Source organism: Streptomyces rugosispiralis, from assembly GCF_024505145.1.
GTDB lineage: Bacteria > Actinomycetota > Actinomycetes > Streptomycetales > Streptomycetaceae > Streptomyces > Streptomyces rugosispiralis.
The window spans coordinates 52128-73851 of sequence record NZ_JANIAA010000032.1 but is presented as its reverse complement, the minus strand read 5'-3'; the positions used below and the strand labels follow the sequence as shown (position 1 = coordinate 73851).

The 21724-nt window shown below is 71.1% G+C and carries 21 protein-coding genes; 18 read left to right on the top strand and 3 right to left on the bottom strand.

The genetic code is table 11. The features are described 5' to 3' along the window. Positions 1-5: 5 nt before the first annotated feature. The 11 genes from NP777_RS34125 to NP777_RS34075 all read left to right on the top strand — a co-directional run bounded on the left by NP777_RS34125 (position 6) and on the right by NP777_RS34075 (position 11800). Entirely contained in the window at positions 6-1247 is a 1242-nt protein-coding gene (locus tag NP777_RS34125) for a glycosyltransferase (protein WP_256654050.1), read from the top strand. Beyond that, entirely contained in the window at positions 1244-2479 is a 1236-nt protein-coding gene (locus tag NP777_RS34120) for a class I SAM-dependent methyltransferase (RefSeq protein ID WP_256654049.1), read from the top strand. Before NP777_RS34125 ends, NP777_RS34120 begins: the two co-directional genes overlap by 4 nt. Then, positions 2476-3270, top strand: a complete 795-nt coding sequence (locus NP777_RS34115) for a glucose-1-phosphate cytidylyltransferase (protein ID WP_256654048.1) — start codon at positions 2476-2478, stop codon at positions 3268-3270. Before NP777_RS34120 ends, NP777_RS34115 begins: the two co-directional genes overlap by 4 nt. Beyond that, the gene (locus tag NP777_RS34110) at positions 3267-3914 is read left to right on the top strand and encodes a PIG-L deacetylase family protein (RefSeq protein WP_256654047.1); all 648 of its coding nucleotides are present in this window, start codon (positions 3267-3269) and stop codon (positions 3912-3914) included. Before NP777_RS34115 ends, NP777_RS34110 begins: the two co-directional genes overlap by 4 nt. A 3-nt stretch (positions 3915-3917) precedes the next feature. Beyond that, a complete protein-coding gene (locus tag NP777_RS34105; RefSeq protein ID WP_256654046.1) occupies positions 3918-4982 on the top strand; it encodes an NAD-dependent epimerase/dehydratase family protein in 1065 nt (354 codons plus the stop codon). Beyond that, positions 4970-6292: a DUF4910 domain-containing protein gene (locus NP777_RS34100; RefSeq protein WP_256654045.1), complete on the top strand. Its 1323-nt coding sequence runs from the start codon at positions 4970-4972 to the stop codon at positions 6290-6292. The genes NP777_RS34105 and NP777_RS34100 overlap by 13 nt, the downstream gene beginning before the upstream one ends. Continuing rightward, entirely contained in the window at positions 6289-7596 is a 1308-nt protein-coding gene (locus NP777_RS34095; RefSeq protein ID WP_256654044.1) for a hypothetical protein, read from the top strand. The genes NP777_RS34100 and NP777_RS34095 overlap by 4 nt, the downstream gene beginning before the upstream one ends. Continuing rightward, positions 7593-8540 (top strand): glycosyltransferase family 2 protein, encoded by a 948-nt coding sequence (locus tag NP777_RS34090; RefSeq protein WP_256654043.1) that lies wholly within the window; start codon positions 7593-7595, stop codon positions 8538-8540. The genes NP777_RS34095 and NP777_RS34090 overlap by 4 nt, the downstream gene beginning before the upstream one ends. Further along, positions 8537-9802, top strand: a complete 1266-nt coding sequence (locus NP777_RS34085; RefSeq protein ID WP_256654042.1) for a polysaccharide pyruvyl transferase family protein — start codon at positions 8537-8539, stop codon at positions 9800-9802. The genes NP777_RS34090 and NP777_RS34085 overlap by 4 nt, the downstream gene beginning before the upstream one ends. Beyond that, positions 9799-10350 (top strand): dTDP-4-dehydrorhamnose 3,5-epimerase family protein, encoded by a 552-nt coding sequence (locus NP777_RS34080; RefSeq protein WP_256654041.1) that lies wholly within the window; start codon positions 9799-9801, stop codon positions 10348-10350. The genes NP777_RS34085 and NP777_RS34080 overlap by 4 nt, the downstream gene beginning before the upstream one ends. Positions 10351-10453: 103 nt before the next feature. Continuing rightward, on the top strand, positions 10454-11800 hold the full coding sequence (locus NP777_RS34075; RefSeq protein ID WP_308405303.1) for a glutamate-1-semialdehyde 2,1-aminomutase: 1347 nt from the start codon (positions 10454-10456) through the stop codon (positions 11798-11800). Positions 11801-11851: 51 nt separating this feature from the next. On the opposite strand, the gene NP777_RS34070 is transcribed toward NP777_RS34075, so the two are convergent. Next, the gene (locus tag NP777_RS34070) at positions 11852-12514 is read right to left on the bottom strand and encodes a phosphatase PAP2 family protein (protein WP_256654040.1); all 663 of its coding nucleotides are present in this window, start codon (positions 12512-12514) and stop codon (positions 11852-11854) included. A 375-nt stretch (positions 12515-12889) separates the two neighbouring features. Further along, positions 12890-13507: a TetR/AcrR family transcriptional regulator gene (locus tag NP777_RS34065; RefSeq protein WP_256654039.1), complete on the bottom strand. Its 618-nt coding sequence runs from the start codon at positions 13505-13507 to the stop codon at positions 12890-12892. 132 nt (positions 13508-13639) lie between these two features. On the opposite strand from NP777_RS34065, the gene NP777_RS34060 reads away from it, so the two are divergent. Then, a complete protein-coding gene (locus NP777_RS34060; protein ID WP_256654038.1) occupies positions 13640-14632 on the top strand; it encodes a phosphate/phosphite/phosphonate ABC transporter substrate-binding protein in 993 nt (330 codons plus the stop codon). Positions 14633-14905: 273 nt separating this feature from the next. Further along, positions 14906-16336: a rifampin monooxygenase gene (gene rox / locus NP777_RS34055; RefSeq protein WP_256654037.1), complete on the top strand. Its 1431-nt coding sequence runs from the start codon at positions 14906-14908 to the stop codon at positions 16334-16336. Positions 16337-16401: 65 nt separating this feature from the next. On the opposite strand, the gene NP777_RS34050 is transcribed toward rox, so the two are convergent. Continuing rightward, a complete protein-coding gene (locus NP777_RS34050) occupies positions 16402-16764 on the bottom strand; it encodes an NUDIX domain-containing protein (protein WP_256654036.1) in 363 nt (120 codons plus the stop codon). A 146-nt stretch (positions 16765-16910) separates the two neighbouring features. Between NP777_RS34050 and NP777_RS34045 the strand changes: the two genes are divergently transcribed. From NP777_RS34045 to NP777_RS34025, 5 genes are all read left to right on the top strand, one after another. Then, a complete protein-coding gene (locus tag NP777_RS34045; protein WP_256654035.1) occupies positions 16911-17051 on the top strand; it encodes a hypothetical protein in 141 nt (46 codons plus the stop codon). A gap of 456 nt (positions 17052-17507) precedes the next feature. Next, on the top strand, positions 17508-18443 hold the full coding sequence (locus tag NP777_RS34040; RefSeq protein ID WP_256654034.1) for an endo-beta-N-acetylglucosaminidase H: 936 nt from the start codon (positions 17508-17510) through the stop codon (positions 18441-18443). Positions 18444-18563: 120 nt separating this feature from the next. Then, complete coding sequence (locus NP777_RS34035) at positions 18564-18782, top strand: EF-hand domain-containing protein (protein ID WP_086880558.1); 219 nt, start codon at positions 18564-18566, stop codon at positions 18780-18782. Between the two features lie 827 nt (positions 18783-19609). After that, entirely contained in the window at positions 19610-20326 is a 717-nt protein-coding gene (locus NP777_RS34030; RefSeq protein ID WP_256654033.1) for a GntR family transcriptional regulator, read from the top strand. A gap of 102 nt (positions 20327-20428) precedes the next feature. After that, positions 20429-21718, top strand: a complete 1290-nt coding sequence (locus tag NP777_RS34025) for an MFS transporter (RefSeq protein WP_256654032.1) — start codon at positions 20429-20431, stop codon at positions 21716-21718. Positions 21719-21724: the final 6 nt, after the last annotated feature.

Here is a 21724-nt window from a genome sequence, read left to right as displayed (position 1 = left end):
ACGGCATGCGTGTGCTGGTAGTGCACAACCGCTACGCCTCGGCGCAGCCGAGCGGGGAGAACAAGGTCGTCGACCAGGAGGTGGAGCTGCTGCGCGCGGCAGGCCATCAGGTGGGGGTGTTCGAGCGGCGCAGCGACGACATCGCCGCCCGGTCCCTCCTCGGCAAGGCCGCAGTACCGCTCCTCGTGCCGTGGAACCCGGCGGTCCGAGCGGAGCTGGCCGCCCGGCTGCGCACCGAGCGGCCGGACGTGGTCCACATCCACAACGTCTTCCCGCTTCTGTCGCCCGCGGTGCTCGCCGCCTGTGCCGACGCCGACGTGCCCGCCGTCGCCACGCTGCACAACTACACCCAGGTCTGCCCTCCCGGCACGCTGCAGCGGGACGGCCGGCCGTGCGCCGAGTGCGTCGGCTCCGCACCACTGCCCGCCGTCCGGCACGGCTGCTACCGGAGTTCCCGCCTCGCGACGGTGCCGCTCGCGGTCAGCCTGTCGGTCAACCGGCGCCGATGGTGGTCCGGCGTGGAGCGGTTCTTCTGCATCTCCGCGGCGCAGCGCGACGTCCTGGTGCGGGCCGGCATGCCGGCCGAACGGCTGGCGGTGAAGCACAATTTCGTGCCCGACCCGGGCGTCCGCCGAGTGGGCGGGGGAGAGCATCTGCTCTATCTCGGCCGGCTCGCGGAGGCCAAGGGCGTACGGCTGCTCATGGCCGCGTGGGACGAGATCGCGGCGAGCGGCGGTGTGGGCGTACCGCTCGTGATCGCCGGCGCCGGGCCACTGGAGGATGAGGTGACCGGCTGGGCGGCGGGCCGGGACGACGTGGCCTACGTCGGCCTGCTGGACCCGGCGGAGTGCGCCCAGGTCATCGCGCGATCGGTCGCCGTGGTGGCCCCCTCGACGTGGCTGGAGGCGTTCGGCCTGGTGGTCGTGGAGGCGATGGCGGCCGGGGTGCCGGTCGTCGCCGCCGGTCACGGCGCCTTCGTCGAACTCGTCGAGGACGGCGTGACCGGGCTGCTGCACCGGCCGGGCGAGCCCGCCTCGCTCGCGTCCCGCATACGCCGGATCGCGGCCGACCCGGCCCTGGGCCGGGAGCTGGGCCGGGCCGCCCGGGTCCGTTACGAACAGGGTTTCAGCCCGGCCGTCGGGCTGGAGCGCCTGGTTGAGGAGTACCGCACCGCGATCGCGGTGCGGTCGGCACTGACTCGCGGCGGGGACTCCCGCGCGAGCAGGGGGGATGGGAACAGTAGATGACACGATGCCGACTCTGCGGCTCGGAAGCGATGGCGAGCGTCGTCGACCTCGGGGCGACGCCGCCATGTGAGAGCTTTCTCGCCGCGGACCAACTGGACCAGCCGGAGCCCGCGTACCCGCTGCACCTGCGGGTCTGCACCGACTGCTGGCTCGCGCAGCTCCCGCCGCTGATCACGCCGGAGGAGACGTTCAAGGAGTACGCGTACTTCTCCTCCTACTCGACCTCCTGGGCGGAGCACGCGCGCACGTTCGTCGCCGACGCCGTGGCGCGGCTGGGTCTCGGCACCGACGCCTTCGTGGTCGAGGTCGCGAGCAACGACGGATACCTGCTGAGGCATGTGGTGGACCGGGGGATCCGCTGCCTCGGCATCGAGCCGTCGGTGAACGTCGGCGCGGCGGCGCGGGACGCGGGAGTGCCCACGCTCACGGAGTTCCTCGACCCGGCCACCGGCGCGGCCGTCCGATCCGAGCAAGGCCCGGCGGACCTGGTCGTGGCCAACAACGTGTACGCGCACATCCCGGACGTGGTCGGGTTCACCCGGGGGCTGCGCGCCCTGGTCGCCGACGACGGCTGGGTCTCCATCGAGGTGCAGCACCTGCTGACCCTGATCGAGGAGAACCAGTACGACACGATCTACCACGAGCACTTCCAGTACTACACGGTCGCGTCGGCGATCCGGGCGCTGGCGAGCGGCGGGCTGACGCTCGTGGACGTCGAGCTGCTGCCCACCCACGGCGGCTCCATCCGGCTGTGGGCCCGCCCGGCCGAGGTGGCCGGTGAGCCGACGCGGGGTGTGGCCGACGTGCTGGCCCGGGAGAAGGCCGCCGGGCTCCAGGAGCTGTCCGGGTACACCGAGTTCTCCGCCCGGGTGGCCAAGGTGCGCCGGGATCTGCTGCGGTTCCTCATCGAGGCGGCCGAGCGCGGCGAGACGGTCGTCGGCTACGGAGCCCCGGGCAAGGGCAACACCCTCCTCAACCACTGCGGCATCCGGCCCGACCTGCTCCCGTACACGGTCGACCGCAACCCCTACAAGCACGGCAGGTTCACTCCGGGCACCCGCGTCCCGATCCTGGCACCCGAGCAGATCGCCGCCGACCGGCCGGACTACGTCCTGGTCCTCCCGTGGAACCTGCGGGCGGAGCTGGTCGAGCAACTGTCCTTCGTGGGCGACTGGGGCGGCCGGCTGGTCTTTCCCATCCCGGAACTGAGCATTGTCGAGGTAAAGCGATGAAGGTCGTTCTGTTCTGCGGCGGTTACGGGATGCGAATGCGCAGCGGTGCCGCGGACGACGTGCCCAAGCCGATGGCGATGGTCGGCCCCAGGCCGCTGATCTGGCACGTCATGCGCTACTACGCGCACTTCGGGCACCGGGAGTTCATCCTGTGCCTCGGGTACGGGGCTCACCACATCAAGGACTTCTTCCTCAACTACGAGGAGACGACGTCCAACGACTTCGTGCTGCGGGCCGGGCGGACCGAGCTGCTGTCCACCGACATCTCGGATTGGACGATCACGTTCGCGCAGACCGGCGTCGAGTCGCCGATCGGGGAGCGGCTGCGCCGGGTGCGGCACCACCTCGACGGCGACGAGATGTTCCTCGCCAACTACGCCGACGTGCTCACCGACGCCCCACTGCCGGAGATGATCGAGAACTTCGCCCGGCGCGACGCCGGTGCCTCGATGATGGTGGTGCCGCCGCAGTCCTCGTTCCACTGCGTGGACCTGGGCGAGGACGGCCTGGTGGGGGGCATCACCGCGGTGAGCGAACTGCCACTGTGGGAGAACGGCGGCTACTTCGTGCTCCGCCAGGAGGTCTTCGACCACATCCCGGAGAACGGGGACCTGGTCGCCGACGGATGCGCCCAACTGGCCAAGCGCGGACGGCTGGTGGCGCACCAGCACCGCGGCTTCTGGAAGCCGACCGACACCGTGAAGGAGCGGGCCGCGCTGGACGCCGCCTACGCACGGGGCGACCGCCCGTGGGCCGTGTGGGAGCGGGCCAGCGCCGGAGCGAGGGCGTGATCCGGCTCGGGGCCGGAAGCCTCGACCGGATCGTCGCGGTGGGCGCGCACTGCGACGACATCGCCATCGGCGCGGGCGGCACGCTGCTCGCGATGTGCCACGCACGGCCGGGGCTGCGCGTCGACGCCTTGGTGCTCTCCGGCGGTGGCGGCGACCGGGAGCAGGAGGAGCAGGCCGCGCTGGCCGCCTTCTGCCCCGGCGCCGACCTGCGGCTGACCGTGCACAAGCTGCCGGACGGCCATTTGCCCGCGCACTGGGAAGAGGCCAAGGCCGCGGTCGAGGAACTGCGTGCGCGGACCGAGCCGGATCTGGTGCTGGCGCCGCGCACCGATGACGCGCACCAGGACCACCGCGGCCTGGCGAAGCTGATCCCCACCGCCTTCCGCGACCACCTCGTGCTCGGCTACGAGATCGTCAAGTGGGACGGCGACCTCGGCCGTCCGGCGGCGTACCAGCCACTCTCGCCGGAGATCGCCGAACAGAAGGTGCGGCTGCTGCAGGAGCACTACCCCTCGCAGCGGCACCGGCCCTGGTACGACCGGGAGGCCTTCCTCGGCCTCGCGCGGATCCGCGGCATCGAATGCCATGAGCGATACGCCGAAGCGTTCGCCGTCACCAAACTCACGCTCAACCTGGGGGGTTGAACCTTGCGCGTACTGCTGACCGGACACCAGGGCTATCTGGGAACCGTCATGGCCCCGGCCCTCGCCGCCGCCGGGCACGAGGTCGTCGGCCTCGACGCCGGCCTGTTCGCCGACTGCGTGCTGGGCCCGGCGCCCGCGGACCCGCCGGGGGTTGGGGTATCCCCTGCTCGAGCGGAGCCGAGAGCTTGGGGAAGGGTGGACCTGCGCGACGTCACGGCCGAACACGTGGCCGGGGTCGACGCCGTGATCCACCTGGCCGCGCTCTCCAACGACCCGCTGGGATCGCTGGCGCCGGAGCTCACCCACGACATCAACCACCACGCGTCCGTGCGGCTGGCCCGGCTCGCCCGCGACGCCGGAGTGCGGCGCTTCCTGTACGCGTCCACCTGCTCGGTCTACGGCGCCGCCGGTGGCGACGACCTGGTGGCCGAGGACGCCCCGCTGCGCCCGGTGACGCCGTACGCGGAGTCCAAGGTGCGGGTGGAGGACGACCTGCACGACCTGGCCGACGGCGACTTCAGCCCGGTGTTCATGCGCAACGCCACCGCCTTCGGCTACTCGCCCCGGCTGCGCGCCGACATCGTGCTGAACAACCTGGTGGGCCACGCGCTGTTGTCCGGCGAGGTGCTGGTGCTCTCCGACGGCACCCCCTGGCGCCCGCTGGTGCACGCCGCCGACATCGCACGGGCCTTCATGGCCGCGCTGACCGCGCCGCGGGACGCGGTGCACGACCGGGCGTTCAACATCGGCAGCGAGACCAACAACGTCACGGTCGCCGAGATCGCCGGGCAGGTCGCCGAGGCGGTGTCCGGCGCCAAGGTGAACATCACCGGGGAGAACGGCGCCGATCCGCGGTCGTACCGCGTGGACTTCTCCCGGTTCCGCACGGCGATACCCGGCTTCGACTGCGAGTGGACGGTGAAGCAGGGCGCGCTCGAACTCGCCGACGCCTACCGGAAATACGGGCTGACCCGGGAGGACTTCGAGCAGCGGTTCACCCGCCTCGCCGTGCTGCGCGCGGCGTCCGACGCCGGCACCGTCGACGACACCCTGCGGTGGCGCCGGTGACCGCGCACGGCGACGAGATGTACGCGCTGGTGGAGCGGCTGTACCCGCTCTGCCGGAGCATCACCGGCGACGGTGTGCGCGCCACCCTGGACATCGTCGGCGAGTACATCCCGCTGAAGGTGCACGAGGTGCCGACCGGGACCCAGGTGCTCGACTGGACGGTGCCCAAGGAGTGGAACATCCGGGACGCCTACATCGCCGACCCCGCGGGCAACCGGGTCGTCGACTTCCGGGCGTCCAGCCTGCACGTGCTCGGCTACAGCGTGCCGGTGTCGGCGACCATGCCGCTGGCCGAGCTCCGCGGGCATCTGCACACTCTGCCGGACCACCCGTCCTGGGTGCCGTACCGCACCAGTTACTACAAGCCGGAGTGGGGGTTCTGCCTGGCCCAGGAGACCCTGGACGCACTGCCGGACGGCGAGTACGAGGTGTGCGTCGACTCCACACTCGCGGACGGCCACCTCACCTACGCCGAGCACGTGGTCCCCGGGCAGGTCGCCGACGAGGTGATCGTCTCCTGCCACGTCTGCCACCCGTCGCTGGCCAACGACAACCTGGCCGGCATCGCCGTGGCGACGTACCTGGCGCGGGCGCTGGCGGAGCGGACGCCGTACTACACCTACCGGTTCATCTTCGCGCCCGGCACCATCGGGGCGATCACCTGGCTGGCCCGCAACGCGGAGCGGGTGAATGGGGTATCCCCTGCTCGAGCGGAGCCGAGAGCTTGGGGAAGGGTCAAGCACGGGCTGGTGCTGGCCTGCGCCGGCGACCCGGGCGCATTGACGTACAAGCGGAGCAGGCGCGGCGACGCGGAGATCGACCGGGTGATGCGGCATGTGCTGACCGCCTCCGAACGCCCGCACCACGTAACCGAGTTCACCCCGTACGGCTACGACGAGCGGCAGTACTGCTCGCCCGGGTTCGATCTCGGCGTCGGCTCGCTCACCCGGACCCCGTACGCGGGCTACCCCGAGTACCACACCTCGGCGGACAACCTGGATTTCGTCTCCCCGGAGGCGATGGCGGACACGCTCGCCGTCTGCCGCGAGGCGTTCGCCGTCCTCGACCGCAACCGCCAGTACGTCAACCTCAGCCCCTACGGCGAACCACAGTTGGGCCGCCGCGGGTTGTACGACGCGCTCGGCGGGCGCAGTGACACCAAGCAGGCCCAGATGGCCATGCTCTGGGTGCTCAACCTCTCCGACGGCGAGCACAGTCTGCTGGACGTCGCCGAGCGGTCCGGGCTGCCGTTCGACACCGTCGCCGACGCGGCCGGCGCCCTGCACGGCGCCGGGCTGATCAAGGCATGACGCCGATGCCCACCGAGGGGGAGAACTCGCAGACAACGGCGCCACCGGCCCGATCCGCCAAGCGGGCCCTCGTCGGCCGGCTGTCCTGGGGACTGGCCGACCAGGCGGCCTCCAGCGTGTCCAACTTCGCGGTGGGCATCTACGTGGCCCGCTCGCTGGGGGTGACCGCGTTCGGCGTGTTCAGCCTGGCCTGGGTGACCTACGGCGTGGTGCTCAACGTCTCCCGCGGGCTGGCCACCGATCCGCTCGTGGTGCGCTTCAGCGGCGTGTCGGAAGAGTCCTGGCGCGGGGCGGTGGCCCGGTCGTCGGGTACCGCACTCGGCGTGGGCGCGGCCATCGGCGCGGCGTGTCTGGTGGTCGGGCCGGCCCTCGGCGGCCGCGTGGGGCCCGCGTTCGTCTGCCTCGGCGTCATGCTGCCGGGGCTGCTTCTGCAGGACGCCTGGCGGTTCTCGTTCTTCGCCGCCGGCGCCGGGCGGAAGGCGTGTCTCAACGACGTCGTGTGGGGCGTCGCGCTCGTCCCGGCCATGGTCGTGGCGGCCCGGGTGGGCAGCGTGGCGGCTTTCGTGCTCGCCTGGGGCGCGTCCGCCACGGTGGCGGCGGGGTACGGCTACCTCCAGTCCGGCATCCGGCCCCGGGTGACCGGGGCGCGCGGATGGCTTCGTGAGCAGCGCGATCTCGGCTACCGGTACCTGGTCGAGAACACCTGCCTCAGCGGCGCGAGCCAACTGCGGGCGTACGGGCTCGGCGCGATCGTCGGGGTCGGCGCGGTGGGTGCGGTGCGGGGCGCCGAACTCCTGCTCGGCCCGTTCCTCGCCGTGCTGATGGGCCTTTCGCTGGTCACCGTCCCGGAGGCGGCCCGGGTGCTGCGGCGGACCCCGCACCGCCTCGGCGCGTTCTGCCTCCTGCTGGGTGGCGGGCAGGCCGTCGGCGCGCTGCTCTGGGGCGGGGCGCTGCTGCTGATGCCGGACCGGCTCGGCGAGTTCGCGCTCGGCGGTGTCTGGCACTCCGCCGCCCAGCTCATCCTGCCGGTCACCCTCGGCGTCGCGGGCGCCGGCCTCGGCACCGGCGCGGCGGCCGGGCTGCGCGCACTCGGCGCCGCCCGGCGCAGTCTGCGCTCCCAGCTGTTCGCCTCCGCCGCTTACGTCGGCGGCGGGCTCGGCGGCGCGGCCGTCGCCGGCACGGTCGGCTCGGCCTGGTGCGTCGCCGCCGCGACCGTCAGCGGCTCGGCCGTGTGGTGGCTGCACCTGCGGTCCGCCCTGCGCGAGCGCCACCACCACCCCATTCCCGAAGTGAGGACCCCATGACCGCCCAACCCAGGCTGAGCATCGGCCTGCCCGTGTACAACGGCGAGGAGTACCTGGCCGAGTCGCTCGACGCCCTGCTCGGCCAGACCTATGAGGACTTCGAGCTGGTCATCTCCGACAACGCCTCGACCGACGGGACCGAGGACATCTGCCGCAAGTACGCCGCGCAGGACAAGCGCGTCCGGTACCTCCGGCTGCCCCGGAACATCGGCGCCACGCCGAACCACAACCGGCTGTTCGCCGAGTGCCGCGGCGAGCTGTTCAAGTGGGCCTCGCACGACGACCTCTACGCCCGCGATCTGCTGCGGGCCTGCGTCCGGGCGCTGGACGAGCGGCCGGACGTGATCCTCGCCCACGCCGACCAGGCGGTCATCGACGGCGGCGGCCAGGTGAAGGTCCCGTACGAGTACACGCTCGCCACCGACTCACCGCATCCGCCGGAGCGCTTCCGCAGCATGCTGTTCGAGCCCGGGGGTGACGACTTCTACGGGGTGATCCGGGCCGCCGCGCTGCGCCGGGTGAAGCCGATGGACAGCTACCACCACGCGGACCGCACGTTCGTCGCCGAGATCGCCTTGCACGGACGCTTCCACCAGGTGCCGGAACTCCTGTACTTCCGCCGCGACCACCCCACCCGCGCCGAGCGCGCGAACCCCAGCAAGCGCTCCCGCTGCGTCAACCTGGACCCGCGCCGGGCGGGCCCGCTGCACCCGACGCCCCGGCTGCTCGCCGAGTACGTCTGGGGCTTCGCCTCGGCGATCCGGCGGGCCCCGCTGTCCGCGGCCGACCGGCGCGCGTGCTATCGCCACCTGGCCGCATGGATGACCAGCCGGGTCCGGCCGGGCGCCGGTGAGCGGGTCGAGGACCGCGCCCCGGTCGACCCGGCCAAGCTGACCGTCTCCGTCGACGCCCTCGTCGCCGGACGTGAGGGGAGGCAGGCATGAGGACGGCGACACGGGTGGGGGTGTTCGGCCTGCTCGGCTCCGGCAACCTCGGCAACGACGGATCGCTGGAAGCCGTGCTCGGATACCTCCGCGCCGAGCATCCGGACGCGGTCGTGGACGCGCTGTGCGGCGGACCCGAGGCGGTGACGGCGAAGTTCGGGATCCCCGCGACGCGGCTGCACTGGAACCGCGCGGAGTACCGGACCGCGTCCCGTGCGGGCGCGATCGCGGCGAAGGGTCTGGGCAAACTCGTCGATGTCTTCCGCACCGCCGCCTGGGTGCGCCGGCACGACGTGGTGATCGTGCCGGGCATGGGCGTCCTGGAGGCCACGCTGCCGCTGCGGCCGTGGGGCTTCCCGTACTCGCTGTTCCTGCTCTGCGCGAGCGGCCGGCTGCTGCGCACCCGGGTCGCGCTGGTCAGCGTCGGCGCCGCCGAGATCGGCAACCGGCCGACCCGGGCCCTGGTGCGCTGGTCGGCGCGGCTGGCCGCGTACCGGTCGTACCGGGACGCCCAGTCCCGCGACGCGATGCGGGCGATGGGTGTGGACACCGCGCGCGACGAGGTCTACCCGGATCTCGCGTTCGCCCTGCCGACGCCGCGGGAGTGGGGTATCCCCTGCTCGGAGCCTGTCGGAGAGCTTGGGGAAGGGCCCACCGGCTCGCCGGGTACCGTCTGCCTGGGCGTCATGGACTTCCACGGCGGCAACGACGACCGTGCCCGGGCCGAGGAGATCCACCGGCGCTACCTCGACGGGACGATCCGGTTCGTCCGCACGCTCGTCGAGGAGGGCAGACCGGTCCGGCTCCTCACCGGCGACCAGTGCGATGCGTCGGTGGTCGCCGCGATCCTCGACGCGGTCGACTCACCGCTGGTCACCGCGGCCGAACCGGCCTCACTGGCCGACCTGATGAACGAGATGGCGGCCGCCGACACCGTGGTGGCCGTCCGCTACCACAACCTGATCTGCGCGCTGAAGACCGGAACGCCCGTGCTCGCCCTCTGCTATGCGGCGAAGAGCGACGCGCTCATGGAGCGGATGGGCCTCGGCGCGTACCGCCACCCGGCACGCGAGGTCGACGCCGACCGGCTGCTCGAGCAGTTCCGGGACCTGGAGAAGCACGCGGCGCAGCTACGGCGGACCCTCACCGAGCGGAACCGGGCCGCCGCGGAGCAACTCGCCCATCAGTTCACCGCCTTGACCACGACCCTGTTCCCGGCGAACGACCACGACCACGCCCACGCCATGCGGGAGACTCCATGAAGGCGACCGAAGTCCCGGCGATCGCCGGCGCGTACCTGTTCGAGCCGACGCCGTACGCCGACGAGCGCGGCTTCTTCTGCCGAACCTTCGACGCCGATGTGGTCCGCTCGGTGGGCCTCGACCCGGACGCCTTCGTCCAGGACAGCCTGTCCCGCTCGGTCCGGGGCGTGCTGCGCGGCCTGCACCTGCGGTCCGGCGCCGGTGAGGCCAAGCTGGTGCGGTGCTCGTACGGGAAGGTCTTCGACGTCGTCGTGGACCTGCGGCCGGACTCGCCGACGTATCTGGGCCGGGCCTTCTTCGAACTGTCCGGCGAGACACAGGCGACCCTGTACATCCCGGCGGGGTGCGCGCACGGCTTCCAGGCGCTGACCGAGACCGCTGACACCTCGTACCGGATCGACCGCCCGCACGATCCGGCCGAGGACGTGACGATCGCCTTCGACGACCCGGAGCTCGCCATTCCCTGGCCGCTGCCGGTCACATCGATGTCCCAGCGGGACCGGGAGGCGCCGAGCCTCGCCGAGGTACTGAAGCACAGGGAAGGGTGAAGTCGGCTTGGACACCGAACACACCGAACACGCCGAACACGCCGAACACACCAAGCACACCGAACACGCCGAACACACCAAGCACACCGAACACGCCCAACACATCAAGCACACCGAACACTCCGGAGAGACCGCGGAGTTCCTCCTGCCCCGGTCGCGGCTGGCGAACGAGCGGCTGCACGCCATGATCCCCGGGGGCGCGCACACCTACGCCAAGGGCGACGACCAGTACCCCGAGAACCTGGCCCCCGTCATCAGCCACGGCCGTGGTGCCCACGTGTGGGACATCGACGGCAACCGCTACCTCGAGTACGGCTCCGGCCTGCGGTCGGTCAGCCTCGGCCACGCCCACCCACGCGTGCTCGAGGCGGTGCGGCGGGAACTCGACCGCGGCAGCAACTTCGTCCGGCCCTCCATCGTGGAGGCCGAAGCCGCGGAACGCTTCCTGGCCACGGTGCCGACCGCCGAGATGGTGAAGTTCGCGAAGAACGGCTCCGACGCCACCACCGCCGCGGTGCGCCTGGCCCGCGCCGCCACCGGGCGCCCGCGGGTGGCCATCTGCGCCGACCATCCGTTCTTCTCCGTCGACGACTGGTTCATCGGCACCACGCCGATGTCCGCCGGTGTGCCCGCGGCGACCAACGAGCTGACCGTGGCGTTCCCCTACGGGGACCTGGCCGCCACGGAGGAACTGCTCACCCGGCACCAGGACGAGGTCGCCTGTCTGATCCTCGAACCCGCCGCCGTCGCCGAGCCCCCGCCGGGGTATCTCGCCGGCCTGCGCGAACTGGCCGACCGGCACGGCTGCGTACTGATCTTCGATGAGATGATCACCGGCTTCCGCTGGTCAGAGGCGGGCGCCCAGGGCCTGTACGGCGTCGTTCCCGACCTCTCCACGTTCGGCAAGGCGCTGGGCAATGGATTCGCCGTCTCCGCGCTGGCCGGCCGCCGCGATCTGATGGAGCTGGGGGGCTTGCGCCACTCCGGCGACCGGGTGTTCCTGCTGTCCACCACGCACGGCGCGGAAACGCACTCGCTGGCCGCCGCGATGGCCGTGCAGACCATCTACACCGAAGAGGGCGTCACCGCGCGGCTGCACGCCCTCGGCGAGCGGTTGGCCGCCGGTGTCCGCGACGCCGCGGCCGGCATGGGCGTCGGCGACCACATCGTCGTCCGGGGCCGGGCCAGCAACCTGGTCTTCGCCACCCTCGACGCGAACGGGCAGCCGTCGCAGCGGTACCGCACCCTGTTCCTGCGCCGACTCCTCGCGGGCGGGGTGCTGGCCCCGTCGTTCGTGGTGAGCAGCGCGCTCGACGACGCCGACATCGAGCACACCGTCGAGGTGGTGGCGCGGGCGTGTGCGGTGTACCGGAAGGCGCTGGACGCCGCCGACCCCACCCCCTGGCTGGCCGGAAGACCGGTGAAGCCCGTATTCCGCCGCTTGGTGTGACAGGCCGACGTGGCGTGCCGACATGGCGTGCCGACGTGATGTGACGCGACGTCAGCGACGCTCCCGCCGAGGGGCGTCGGCCATCCGATCGACCAGCCACGCGGTCGCCGGAATCACCGCCAGCGCGGTGCACCAGCCGCCGAGGACATCGGTCGGATAGTGCGCGCCCAGAGCGACCTGCGCCCATCCCATCGCGGCGCCGGCCACGAGCGCCGCGACGAGCACGAGTGATGTGCCGGCCGTCCCGCCGAGGCCGAACCGGCCGGTCGCGAGCAGCGCCACGATGATGGCGAGTCCGGTGAAGAAGGCGGTGTGCCCGCTCGGATAGGACAGGTTGCCGTCGCCGTGGATGGTCCGTCCCACCAGATGCTTGAGCAGCGTCGCCGTCCCCACGGTCATGGCGGGGCCGGCGACGACGAGCACCGCCGCGCGAGGACGCCGAAGCAGCAGGCAGCCCGCCACGGCGGCCACAATCAGCGTCGCCGCTCCGGCGGGTTCCCCCAGGAAGTCCATGGCCAGCGCGACGCGCCTCCAGGGCGGCCGCACACTGTCCGCCGTCGGCCGGACGATCCACCTGTCCACCCCGCCGGGCTCGCTGTGGCCGGCGTACAGGACCCCGAGCACGCCGACCACCAGCGCGGCGAGGGCCGCGATCGGCCCGAGCCGCGCGTGCAGCGACCGGGGCAGCACCGCGGGCACCGGCCGGCCGGTCACACGCCCACCGCGTCCGGTCGGCCTGCGGTAGTGACCTTCTTGTACGGAGCGGTCGGCCGGGCACCCGCTCGGGCAGGCCCGCGTCGGCGGAGCCGCTGACCGCGCCCCACCAAGGCGGGGCGCCGCTCGCCGACAGTTCGGGTTGGGCCGTCTTCCAGTTCCGCTCCGGCCAGGCGATCCAACGCGAGCCCCCCCGTCGTGTCCGATCCACCCTCCAGCGACCGCAACCGCCCCGCGGACACCCGCTGGCCTGGTCAAGGGCCATCAGGATCAGCCTCTTCCGGTCATCCTACCGGTAGCCGACAATCCCGGCGGCGGAGAGCAAGGCTGTTGGCGGCCGGCGTCGCTGCCGCCGCCTGGCGATGAACTCGCCCATCACAAGAGCAGTCCGGCACGCAGGTCGTCCGCCAAGCCGGTCGTGTCCGTGAGTCCGAAGGCCACGCGCTGGAGCAGGAATCCGTGCAGCAGCCCCATCACCACGCGGGCTCCGCGTTCCGGGTCCACGGCGGGCGGCACCGCGCCCGCGGCCCGGCCGCGGCGCAGCGCGTCGGCGATACTGGCTCGGACCTTCTCGAAGCCCTCCGCGGCGGGGCCACGCACCTCGTCATTGCGCAGCACCTCCGACCACGTCTGTACGACGCAGCGCAGCAGCTCGTCGACCGCGACCGGGTGCCCCGCCGCGTCCCGCACCGTCTCGCCGCTGATCGTGTCGAGCGCGGCGGCCACCAGTTGCGCGACGCCCGGGGCGTCGGTGCTCTCGGCCAGCCGCTCAACCGGTTCGAAGATCAGCCGGAACGCGTCGCCCGCGATGGCGAGGACGATCTCCTCCTTGCTCGTGAAGTAGCGGTAGGGCGCCCCGGCCGAGACGCCTGCCTCCGCGGCGATGTCCGGCATCGAAGTCTGGTGGAACCCGTCGCGGGAGAAGCAGCGGCGGGCCGCCGCGACGATCTCGGCGCGCTTGGCCTCGCGGCGCTCGGCTGTGAGGCGCGGCATGGCGGCCCCTTTCATCGTGAATGAACATTCACCTTGACGGCTCGGCTGCTCCGGGACCACCATAAAAGTGAACAACCATTTACGGAAGCGGGCCGCGGCCTCCCGACGAGCTCCCGGAGAGGAGATCCACCGATGGGCACGGAGCTGAGCATCGGCGTATACACCTACGAGCACACCGAGGCACTGTTCGACGGCCGGGTGACGGTCGACGGGGTGGACGCGGTGTTCGAGACGGCACCCCTCGTATCGGACATCTTCCGTCGCACCGTCGAGGGGCACTACGACCTTGCCGAGTTCGGTCTCACCTACTTCCTGCGCACCTTCGACCTCGACGACGCGCCGTTCCTGGCGCTGCCGATCCTGCCCAACCGCAACTTCCGCCACTCGGCGATCTTCGTGAACACCGCCGGCGGGATCGAGAAGCCGCGGGACCTCGTCGGCCGGACCGTCGGCGAGTTCACGCTCTACGGCCACGACGCCGGGATCTGGCCGAAGGGCATCCTCGCTGACGAGTACGGTGTGACCCCCGACCAGTGCCGCTGGGTCATCGGCGGCACCAACCACCCCGTCCCCGCCTGCGACTGGATCCCGCGGCCCGTCCCGGACGGCGTCGACGTGCGCCAGGCGGAGGACGGCCAGACCCTGGGTGCCATGCTCGAATCCGGCGAGATCGACGCACTGATCTCCATCGACGTGCCGCGGGCGGTGCTGGACGGTTCACCGAAGGTCGCCCGCCTGTTCCCCGACTACGAGGCCGTCGAGCGCGACTACTACCGCCGCACCGGGATCTTCCCCCCGATGCACATCGTCGCGATCCGCAGGGAACTGGCACGGCGGCGGGGCCTCGCACGGGCCGTCTACGACGCCTTCACGGAAGCCAAGGCGCTCGCCGAGCGGAAGTACCTCGTCGACGCCGCGAAGCAGCACATGAGCGTCATCACGCCGTGGTTCAGCGCGCTGTTCGAGGAGAACCGCCGACTGCTCGGCGACGACTGGTGGCCCTACGGGGTCGCCGCGAACCGCAAGGCCATCGACACCTTCCTGCGCTACCACCATGAGCAGGGCCTGTCGAAGCACCGGCTGACGTGCGAGGACATCTTCGTGCCGGAACTCCTCGACACCTGAGCCGAGCGGCGACGCCGTCGGCGGCGCAGGATGGAGGCGCCCCCGCACCCGCTGCCTCGAACTCGGCCACCACGGCCGAAGCGGCCCCGAAAAGGGTTGGACGGGGTGCCACCAGGGCTTGTAGGTTGCGGTTGACCGTGACACCGCCCGAGGAGGTGAGACCCATGAACGCAGTATCGACGTGGGTGCTCCCCCTTTCCGTCACGGCCGGCGATTGACGTAGGTGTCGCCGGGAGCGCCTCGACAACAAGGCACTCCCGAAAGGCAACACCTATGGACACGTTCGACGTGATCATTGCCGGGTGCGGGCCGGCCGGCGCGACGCTGGCCGCCGAACTACGGCTGCACGATGTGCGGGTACTCGTTCTGGAGAAGGAAACCGAGCCCGTATCGTTCGTCCGCATCGTCGGTCTGCACATGCGCAGTCTCGAGCTGATGGCGATGCGCGGGCTGCTGGATCGCGTGCGCGAACACGGAAGACAGCGCCCGGCCGGCGGATTCTTCGCCGCCATCGACAAACCCGCGCCCCAGGGCCTGGATTCCGCGCATGCCTATCTGCTGGGCATCCCGCAACCGGTCATCGTCCGCCTGCTCGAGGAGCATGCGGCCCAACTGGGCGCGCAGGTCCGACGCGGCTGTACGGTGGCCGATTTCGAGCAGGACGACGACGGTGTGACCGTCGAGCTGGCCGATGGCGAACAGTTGCGTTCGCGCTATCTCGTCGGCTGTGACGGCGGGCGCAGTACGGTGCGCAAACTGCTGGGCGTCGGCTTCCCCGGCGAGCCCTCGCGGACCGAGACGCTGATGGGCGAGATGGAAGTGGGCGTGCCGCAGGGGGAGATCGCCGCCAAGGTGACCGAAATCGGCGAGACCAACAAGCGATTCTGGCTCAGGCCCGTCGGCGAAGGGGTATATGGCGTCGTAGTCCCCGCCGCGGGAGTCGGCGATCGCGCGGAACCACCCACCCTCGAGGCTTTCAAACAACGGCTGCGCGCCATCGCCGGAACCGATTTCGGCGTGCACTCCCCGCGCTGGTTGTCCCGCTTCGGGGATGCCACCCGGCTGGCCGAACGCTATCGGGTCGGGCGGGTGCTGCTGGCCGGCGACGCGGCACACATCCACCCACCCACCGGCGGACAGGGCCTCAACCTGGGTGTTCAGGACGCGTTCAACCTGGGCTGGAAACTGGCCGCACAAGTCCGTGGCTGGGCGCCGGAAACACTGCTGGACACCTACCACGCCGAACGCCATCCGGTCGCCGAGGACGTGCTGGACAACACCCGCGCCCAGATGGAACTGCTGTCCACCGAACCTGGCCCGCAGGCCGTGCGCAGGCTGCTCACCGAACTGATGGACTTCGACGAGGTGAACCGCCGTCTCATCGAGAAGATCACCGCGATCGGCATCCGCTACGACGTCGGCGAAGGCCCCGACCTGCTCGGCCGGCGCCTACCCGACATCGACGTGAAACACGGCCACCTCTACGATCTGCTGCACCGCGGCCGCGGCCTGCTGCTGGACCGCACCGAACGCCTGACCGCCGGCGGCTGGTCGGACCGGGTCGATCACCTCGCGGACCCCACCGCGGCACTGGATGTCCCGTGCGTCCTGCTACGCCCCGACGGCCACGTCGCCTGGATCGGCGACGACCAGCGGGACCTGGACGGCCACCTCTCCCGCTGGTTCGGCACGCCCGCCGGATAGTCGGCTAAGTCGGCACCAGGGCGGCCGAGGAGTACGCCCTGGTCGCTGAGGACGGTCGCGCCGGCTCAAGGCCCGGTGACCAGATAGTGCGGTCCTCGGTCCTGGCGTGCCCGTTCGATGGCATCGAGGCGGGCGAAGGGCCCCTCGCCCATGAGCCGTCGCCACTGGGCGAGATCGTGGACGGCCCACAGGTCGTGCTCGGCCGGGTCGAGCCGGACGCGGCGCAGCTGCCCGGAGCTGAGCCGGCCGCCGTCGAAGACGAAACCGATCTTGCCCAGTGGCCAGCGGGTGCCTGGCAGCAGGTAGTGCGTCAGCAGCAGACGCGGTTGGCCCTGGCCGAGTTCGAGCCCGGTCTCCTCGGCCGCTTCGCGGCGTGCGGTCCCCAGGGGGTCCTCCCCGGCGTCGGGTTGCCTCCGGGGAGCTGCCACAGCCGGTCGCCGTACACGGAGCGCAGCAGTACCGGGCGGTCGTGCTCGTCGCGGATGTACAGGCAGCCGTACACCGTGTGATGGGGCACCGTCTGGACGTACTCCTCGGGAGTCATGGGCATGGTGTGGCCGGGCCGTCCCGGCCGGTGGTCGAACTCGAAGGCGAGAGCGCCGAGGGCCTCCTTGTCCGGCGGGTAGCCGCGGCGGAGGCCGGCGAGCTGCTCCTCGCGTGTGCGGTCGGGATCGATGCGTACCGGATCCTCCGCGTCAAGAAGCTCCTCGAATGAGCCGTACGGAGTGATTCGCCGCGCGACGATGTCGAGTTCCCGCCCGCTGTCCGGCTCACGGAAGACGATCGTGTCCCCGGTCTCGACGGCCGCCTTCTTGGGTGTGCCGACGCGTACTTCGATCGCTCGAGCTCGATGTCCAGGCGCAGCCACCGGGCGGCGTTTCCGTGCTGGGCGGTCGCCTCGGCGAGGGCGTTGCCGGACCAGTCGACGGCGTCGACGTGGTAGCCGAGCGCGGACAGATGGGCTGCGAGTTCTCCGACCCCGCACCCGGGTGAGTTATACGTACGCCACGTCGGCGAGCCGGTGGGCGATGGGGATTGTGATGTGCGTGGGAGTCGTGAAGAGTTCGCGCGCGATTCTCGGGATTCGGTCACGGGAGCGGAAGACTTGGAGGGCTCACGCGGCGCTTCGAACAGGTCGGGCGCCGACCCAGCGAGGGGAGACCGGTCAACGATGTTCACTCTGGTACGGAGCAGATTACGGACGGCCGCGTTCGCGCTCTCGGTGGTCGCGGCCCTCGCCTTCGCCGGGATCGCCGGAACCACCGCGACCGCCTCGACCGGCGCGGCGGCGGCCCCCGCTGCCGCGAAACAGGGGCCGACCTCGGTGGCGTACGTCGAGGTGAACAACAACAGCATGCGGAATGTCGGCAAGTACACCCTCGCCAACGGCGGCGGCAACGTCTTCGACGTCGCCGTGGTCTTCGCGGCGAACATCAACTACGACACGGGTACGAAGGCGGCGTATCTGCACTTCAACGAGAACGTGCAGCGCGTCCTCGACAACGCCGCCACCGAGATACGGCCGTTGCAGCAGAAGGGCATCAAGGTCGTCCTCTCGGTGCTCGGCAACCACCAGGGTGCGGGCTTCGCCAACTTCCCGTCCCAGCAAGCGGCTTCGGCGTTCGCGAAACAACTGTCGGACACCGTGGCCAAGTACGGCCTCGACGGCATCGACTTCGATGACGAGTACGCGGAGTACGGTAACAACGGCACAGGCCAGCCCAACGACAGCTCATTCGTGCACCTGGTGACGGCGCTGCGCGCGAACATGCCGGACAAGATCATCAGCCTCTACAACATCGGCCCGGCCGCGTCGCGCCTCTCCTACGGCGGCGTCGACATCTCGTCCAAGTTCGACTACGCCTGGAACCCGTACTACGGCACCTGGCAGGTTCCCCGCGTGGCACTGCCCAAGTCGAAGCTGTCGCCGGCGGCTGTGGAGATCGGCCGGACCTCGCAGAGCACGGTCGCCGGCCTCGCCCGCCGCACCGTCAGCGAGGGGTACGGCGTCTATCTGACGTACAACCTCGACGGCGCCGATCGCAGCGCCGACGTCTCCGCGTTCACCAGGGAACTGTACGGCAGTGACGCCGTCTACACGCGGTAAGGCGACCGCACGCCCCGGCGCGCGGACGGCCATGTGAGTCGGGTCGGGTGGCGCCCGGGGCCGCTCCGGGCGGACGGATAGCCTGGGCCCGTCAGGGAAGATCGCAGAAGGGCGGAGCACATGGCAGACATCATGGAGACGGCGGCGCGGAAGGTCTTCGAGCGCTACGACCTCGACGGGGACGGTCTGGTCACCGCCGACGAATACCGGAAGGTCGTGGCGGAGTTGGAGGGCTCGGAGATCACCGAGTCGCAGGCCCAGGAACTCATCGACTCGCTCGACACCAATGGCGATCGCCAGATGTCCTTCGAGGAGTTCTGGGCTGCCATGAACGCCTGACACCGCCGGGTCCGGCACGTGTGAACGCCGTATGAGCGAGTATGCGCCGGAAGCGAGCATGCTGCCCGAAGACCCGCGGCCCGTCCCCGCCACCTGCGGGGACGGGCCGTTCTTCTCGAACCGTACTCGCCGGATCATCAATCGTCCTGGACCTCCCGGAACGCGGGAGCCCATCCTGTCCGGTGGGACGAGGGCGGTGCGCCCGGCCGCGCCGCATCGACATCCGCCCGGAAATCAGTGGAGCCGCACTCCCGTGTGCCGATACCGTGCTCCCGCCCACGTCACTCCGTCAAGGACATGCCGTTGTACACCAAGTGAGACCCACCAAGCGCTGATCCGTCGCGCGTCGCACCTGTGCGCCGTGCCCCTTTTCGCTGCGGTCTTCTCACTGGAACTGGTGTAACTCCGTGTCCAATAACTGGGTGGTCGTGCCCACCTGTGTGCCCACCTGTCTGCCCACCTTCCTGCCGATCGTCCTCCGCCGTTGCCACAGGTGCGCCTCCGGGCGCTTCTGGACGGACGGCGAATTCCACGTCACCGTCCCGGAGCGGATGAACGTGCGTTCCGTACCACCCGAGTCCGACATGGGCGGCCCGGGGCGAATCGAGCGGCCGGCCTGGCAGTCGCCGTACGGTCCGCCGCCGCGCCGGGCGCACCGCGGCCGGTGGGCGCCCGAGCCGGGGGTGGGGAGGTCTCGGTCCGCCGAGCGGCGTGGGTCCCCGTGCGGCCGGTGCGACTGATCGCCGAAGGCTTCGGCTTCACGGTCACGCGCGAGCGCCGAGCTCGCGCGATTGACTGTTTGCTATAGCAGAACTACGGTTGTCGACATGAGTGCTGACGCCCTGGGTCCCATGGAGACCACGTCGCTGGCCGACCAGGCATACCGGCAGCTGCGGGTCGCCATTCGTGACGGCGTTCTGCGGCCGGGCGAGAAGATCACCGAACGCGATCTCGCCGCCCGCCTCGGCGTCAGCCCCACCCCCGTCCGGGAGGCGCTGCGGCAGCTGGTGCACGAGAAGGTCGTCGAAAGGGTGGGCCCGCGTGCCCTGCGGATCGCCGACCACTCCTCGGCGGCCCGCTCCGAGATCGTCGAGGCCGAGGTCCGCCTGTCCGCGCTCATGGCGCGCCTCGCCGCCCGCAACGCCACGGCGGAGCAGCTCACCGACCTGGTCTCGCTGCTCGCCCGGACCGACCAGATGGTCGCCGATATCGAGAAGACGGCCGCCGAGCGGGGTGTGGAAGCCGATATGGCCGACCGGCTCGCGGCCGTCTTCCGCGAGCTGCGCCTCTTTCACCGCCGGATCGAGGCGTGCGTGGGCAACCCCGTCCTGGAGGGCCTGCTGAGTCAGGCCCGCGCCTTCAGCGAAGAGGAGCGGCTCGACCTCACCATAAGGCTCGCGCCCGAGCGCGCCGAGGCGTTCCGCGCCCGCTATCGCGAGCACCGCGAGTTGCTGGACGCTCTTCTCGAACGGGACGAGGACCGCGCCGAGGAGCTTGCCGTGCGACACCACCGCGCCGCCCTCGTCCAGCTGTCCGGCGGCTGACCCTCGATCCGCCTGCCCGCCCCCGGCGCATGGGATGCGCCCGCTGGCACTCCCTCCCCCCACCTCACTGGCTATAGCATATAGCGTAGGAGTCACTGCCTCATGACGCTCGATTCCCCGCCCGCCCCCACCACGGCCACGACACCGCCCCGCCCGGCAGTGGGGGAGCGGATGAACCGCGGTGCGGTGCTCTGGGTGACCCTCGCGGTGTTCGCCCAGGAAGCGGTCTGGAACTTCTACGACGCGCAGGTCCCCGAGCAGTTGCGGCGCTACTTCACCTCCGCGGGCGTGATCGGGCTGATCATGGGGCTGGACCACTCCTGGGGCATCCTCACCCAGCCGTCCGTCGGGTTCCTCTCCGACAAGCTCGCCCGCCGCCGCACCGGCCGGTGGCCGATCGTCCTGGTCGGCGCCGCGCTCGCCAGTGTGCCGTTCATCCTCATCCCCTGGGCGACGAACCTGCCGACGCTGATGGTGTGCGTGGTCGGCTTCGCCGCGATCGCCAACGCCTTCAAGGGCGTCACCGAGACCCTGATCACGGACTACATCGCGCCGTCCGGCCGCGGCAAGGCCCAGGGCTTCATCAAGGCCGGTGTCAGCCTGACCATCGTCGTGTCCTCTCTGATCAGCCTTCTGGTCGTGGACCGGTCCCTTCGTCTCGCCTTCGCGATCCCCCCGTTGCTGATGCTGACCGTGCTCGGCCTGTCCTGGGCCTTCCTCGGCCGCCGCCACGCCGACGCACTCCTCCCCGACGAGGAGACGGCCGAGGAGGTGCGGGAGTTGGGCTCTCCGTGGGCGGTGCTGAAGGGCGCGCTGCGTTCCCCGTCCAGCCCGACGCCGCTGCTGATGGTCGGCATCTTCTGTTTCGCCGGGATGTGGTCGGCGCTGCGCTCGCTGATGACCCCGTACGGTACGCAGGTCCTCGGCCTGACCCGCGGTGCGGCCGGCGGCCTCGCTCTGCCGGGCGCGGTCGCGTTCCTGATGGCTGTGGTGCCGATCGCCTACGCCTCCAACCGGCTGGGGCAGTTGCGCGCGGTGCGCTACGGGGTCGTCCTGTTCATCGCCGGAGTCCTGGTCGGCTTCACCGTCCCCACCGCCCCGGGCACGGTCGCGGCGATGGTGCTCTCCTCTCTCGGGTACGCGTCGTTCGCGGTCAACGCGCTCGCCGCGCTGTGGGACCTCGCGCCGACGCGGAAGGTGCTGGGCACCTACACCGCCCTGTACACCATCGCCTCCGCCTCCGGCATGGCGCTGGGCCCGGCCATTCTCGGCACCACGGTCGACCTGACCGGCTGGCGCTACATGTTCCTCAACGCCGCCGTCGCCGCCGGTGTCACCTTCCTCGTCTTCACCCGCCTGGCTCGACGCGCCCCCGACCGCGCCGTCGCCTGAGACCTC

Bases quoted from the DNA above. Each gene is read 5' to 3' on its own strand.
- NP777_RS34090 (WP_256654043.1), top strand. From the start codon at position 7,593: ATGACCGCCCAACCCAGGCTGAGCATCGGCCTGCCCGTGTACAACGGC.
- NP777_RS34095 (WP_256654044.1), top strand. From the start codon at position 6,289: ATGACGCCGATGCCCACCGAGGGGGAGAACTCGCAGACAACGGCGCCA.
- NP777_RS34060 (WP_256654038.1), top strand. From the start codon at position 13,640: ATGGGCACGGAGCTGAGCATCGGCGTATACACCTACGAGCACACCGAG.
- NP777_RS34030 (WP_256654033.1), top strand. From the start codon at position 19,610: ATGAGTGCTGACGCCCTGGGTCCCATGGAGACCACGTCGCTGGCCGAC.
- NP777_RS34025 (WP_256654032.1), top strand. From the start codon at position 20,429: ATGACGCTCGATTCCCCGCCCGCCCCCACCACGGCCACGACACCGCCC.
- NP777_RS34040 (WP_256654034.1), top strand. From the start codon at position 17,508: ATGTTCACTCTGGTACGGAGCAGATTACGGACGGCCGCGTTCGCGCTC.
- NP777_RS34120 (WP_256654049.1), top strand. From the start codon at position 1,244: ATGACACGATGCCGACTCTGCGGCTCGGAAGCGATGGCGAGCGTCGTC.
- NP777_RS34080 (WP_256654041.1), top strand. From the start codon at position 9,799: ATGAAGGCGACCGAAGTCCCGGCGATCGCCGGCGCGTACCTGTTCGAG.
- NP777_RS34115 (WP_256654048.1), top strand. From the start codon at position 2,476: ATGAAGGTCGTTCTGTTCTGCGGCGGTTACGGGATGCGAATGCGCAGC.
- NP777_RS34035 (WP_086880558.1), top strand. From the start codon at position 18,564: ATGGCAGACATCATGGAGACGGCGGCGCGGAAGGTCTTCGAGCGCTAC.
- rox (WP_256654037.1), top strand. From the start codon at position 14,906: ATGGACACGTTCGACGTGATCATTGCCGGGTGCGGGCCGGCCGGCGCG.
- NP777_RS34065 (WP_256654039.1), bottom strand. From the start codon at position 13,507: ATGCCGCGCCTCACAGCCGAGCGCCGCGAGGCCAAGCGCGCCGAGATC.
- NP777_RS34125 (WP_256654050.1), top strand. From the start codon at position 6: ATGCGTGTGCTGGTAGTGCACAACCGCTACGCCTCGGCGCAGCCGAGC.
- NP777_RS34085 (WP_256654042.1), top strand. From the start codon at position 8,537: ATGAGGACGGCGACACGGGTGGGGGTGTTCGGCCTGCTCGGCTCCGGC.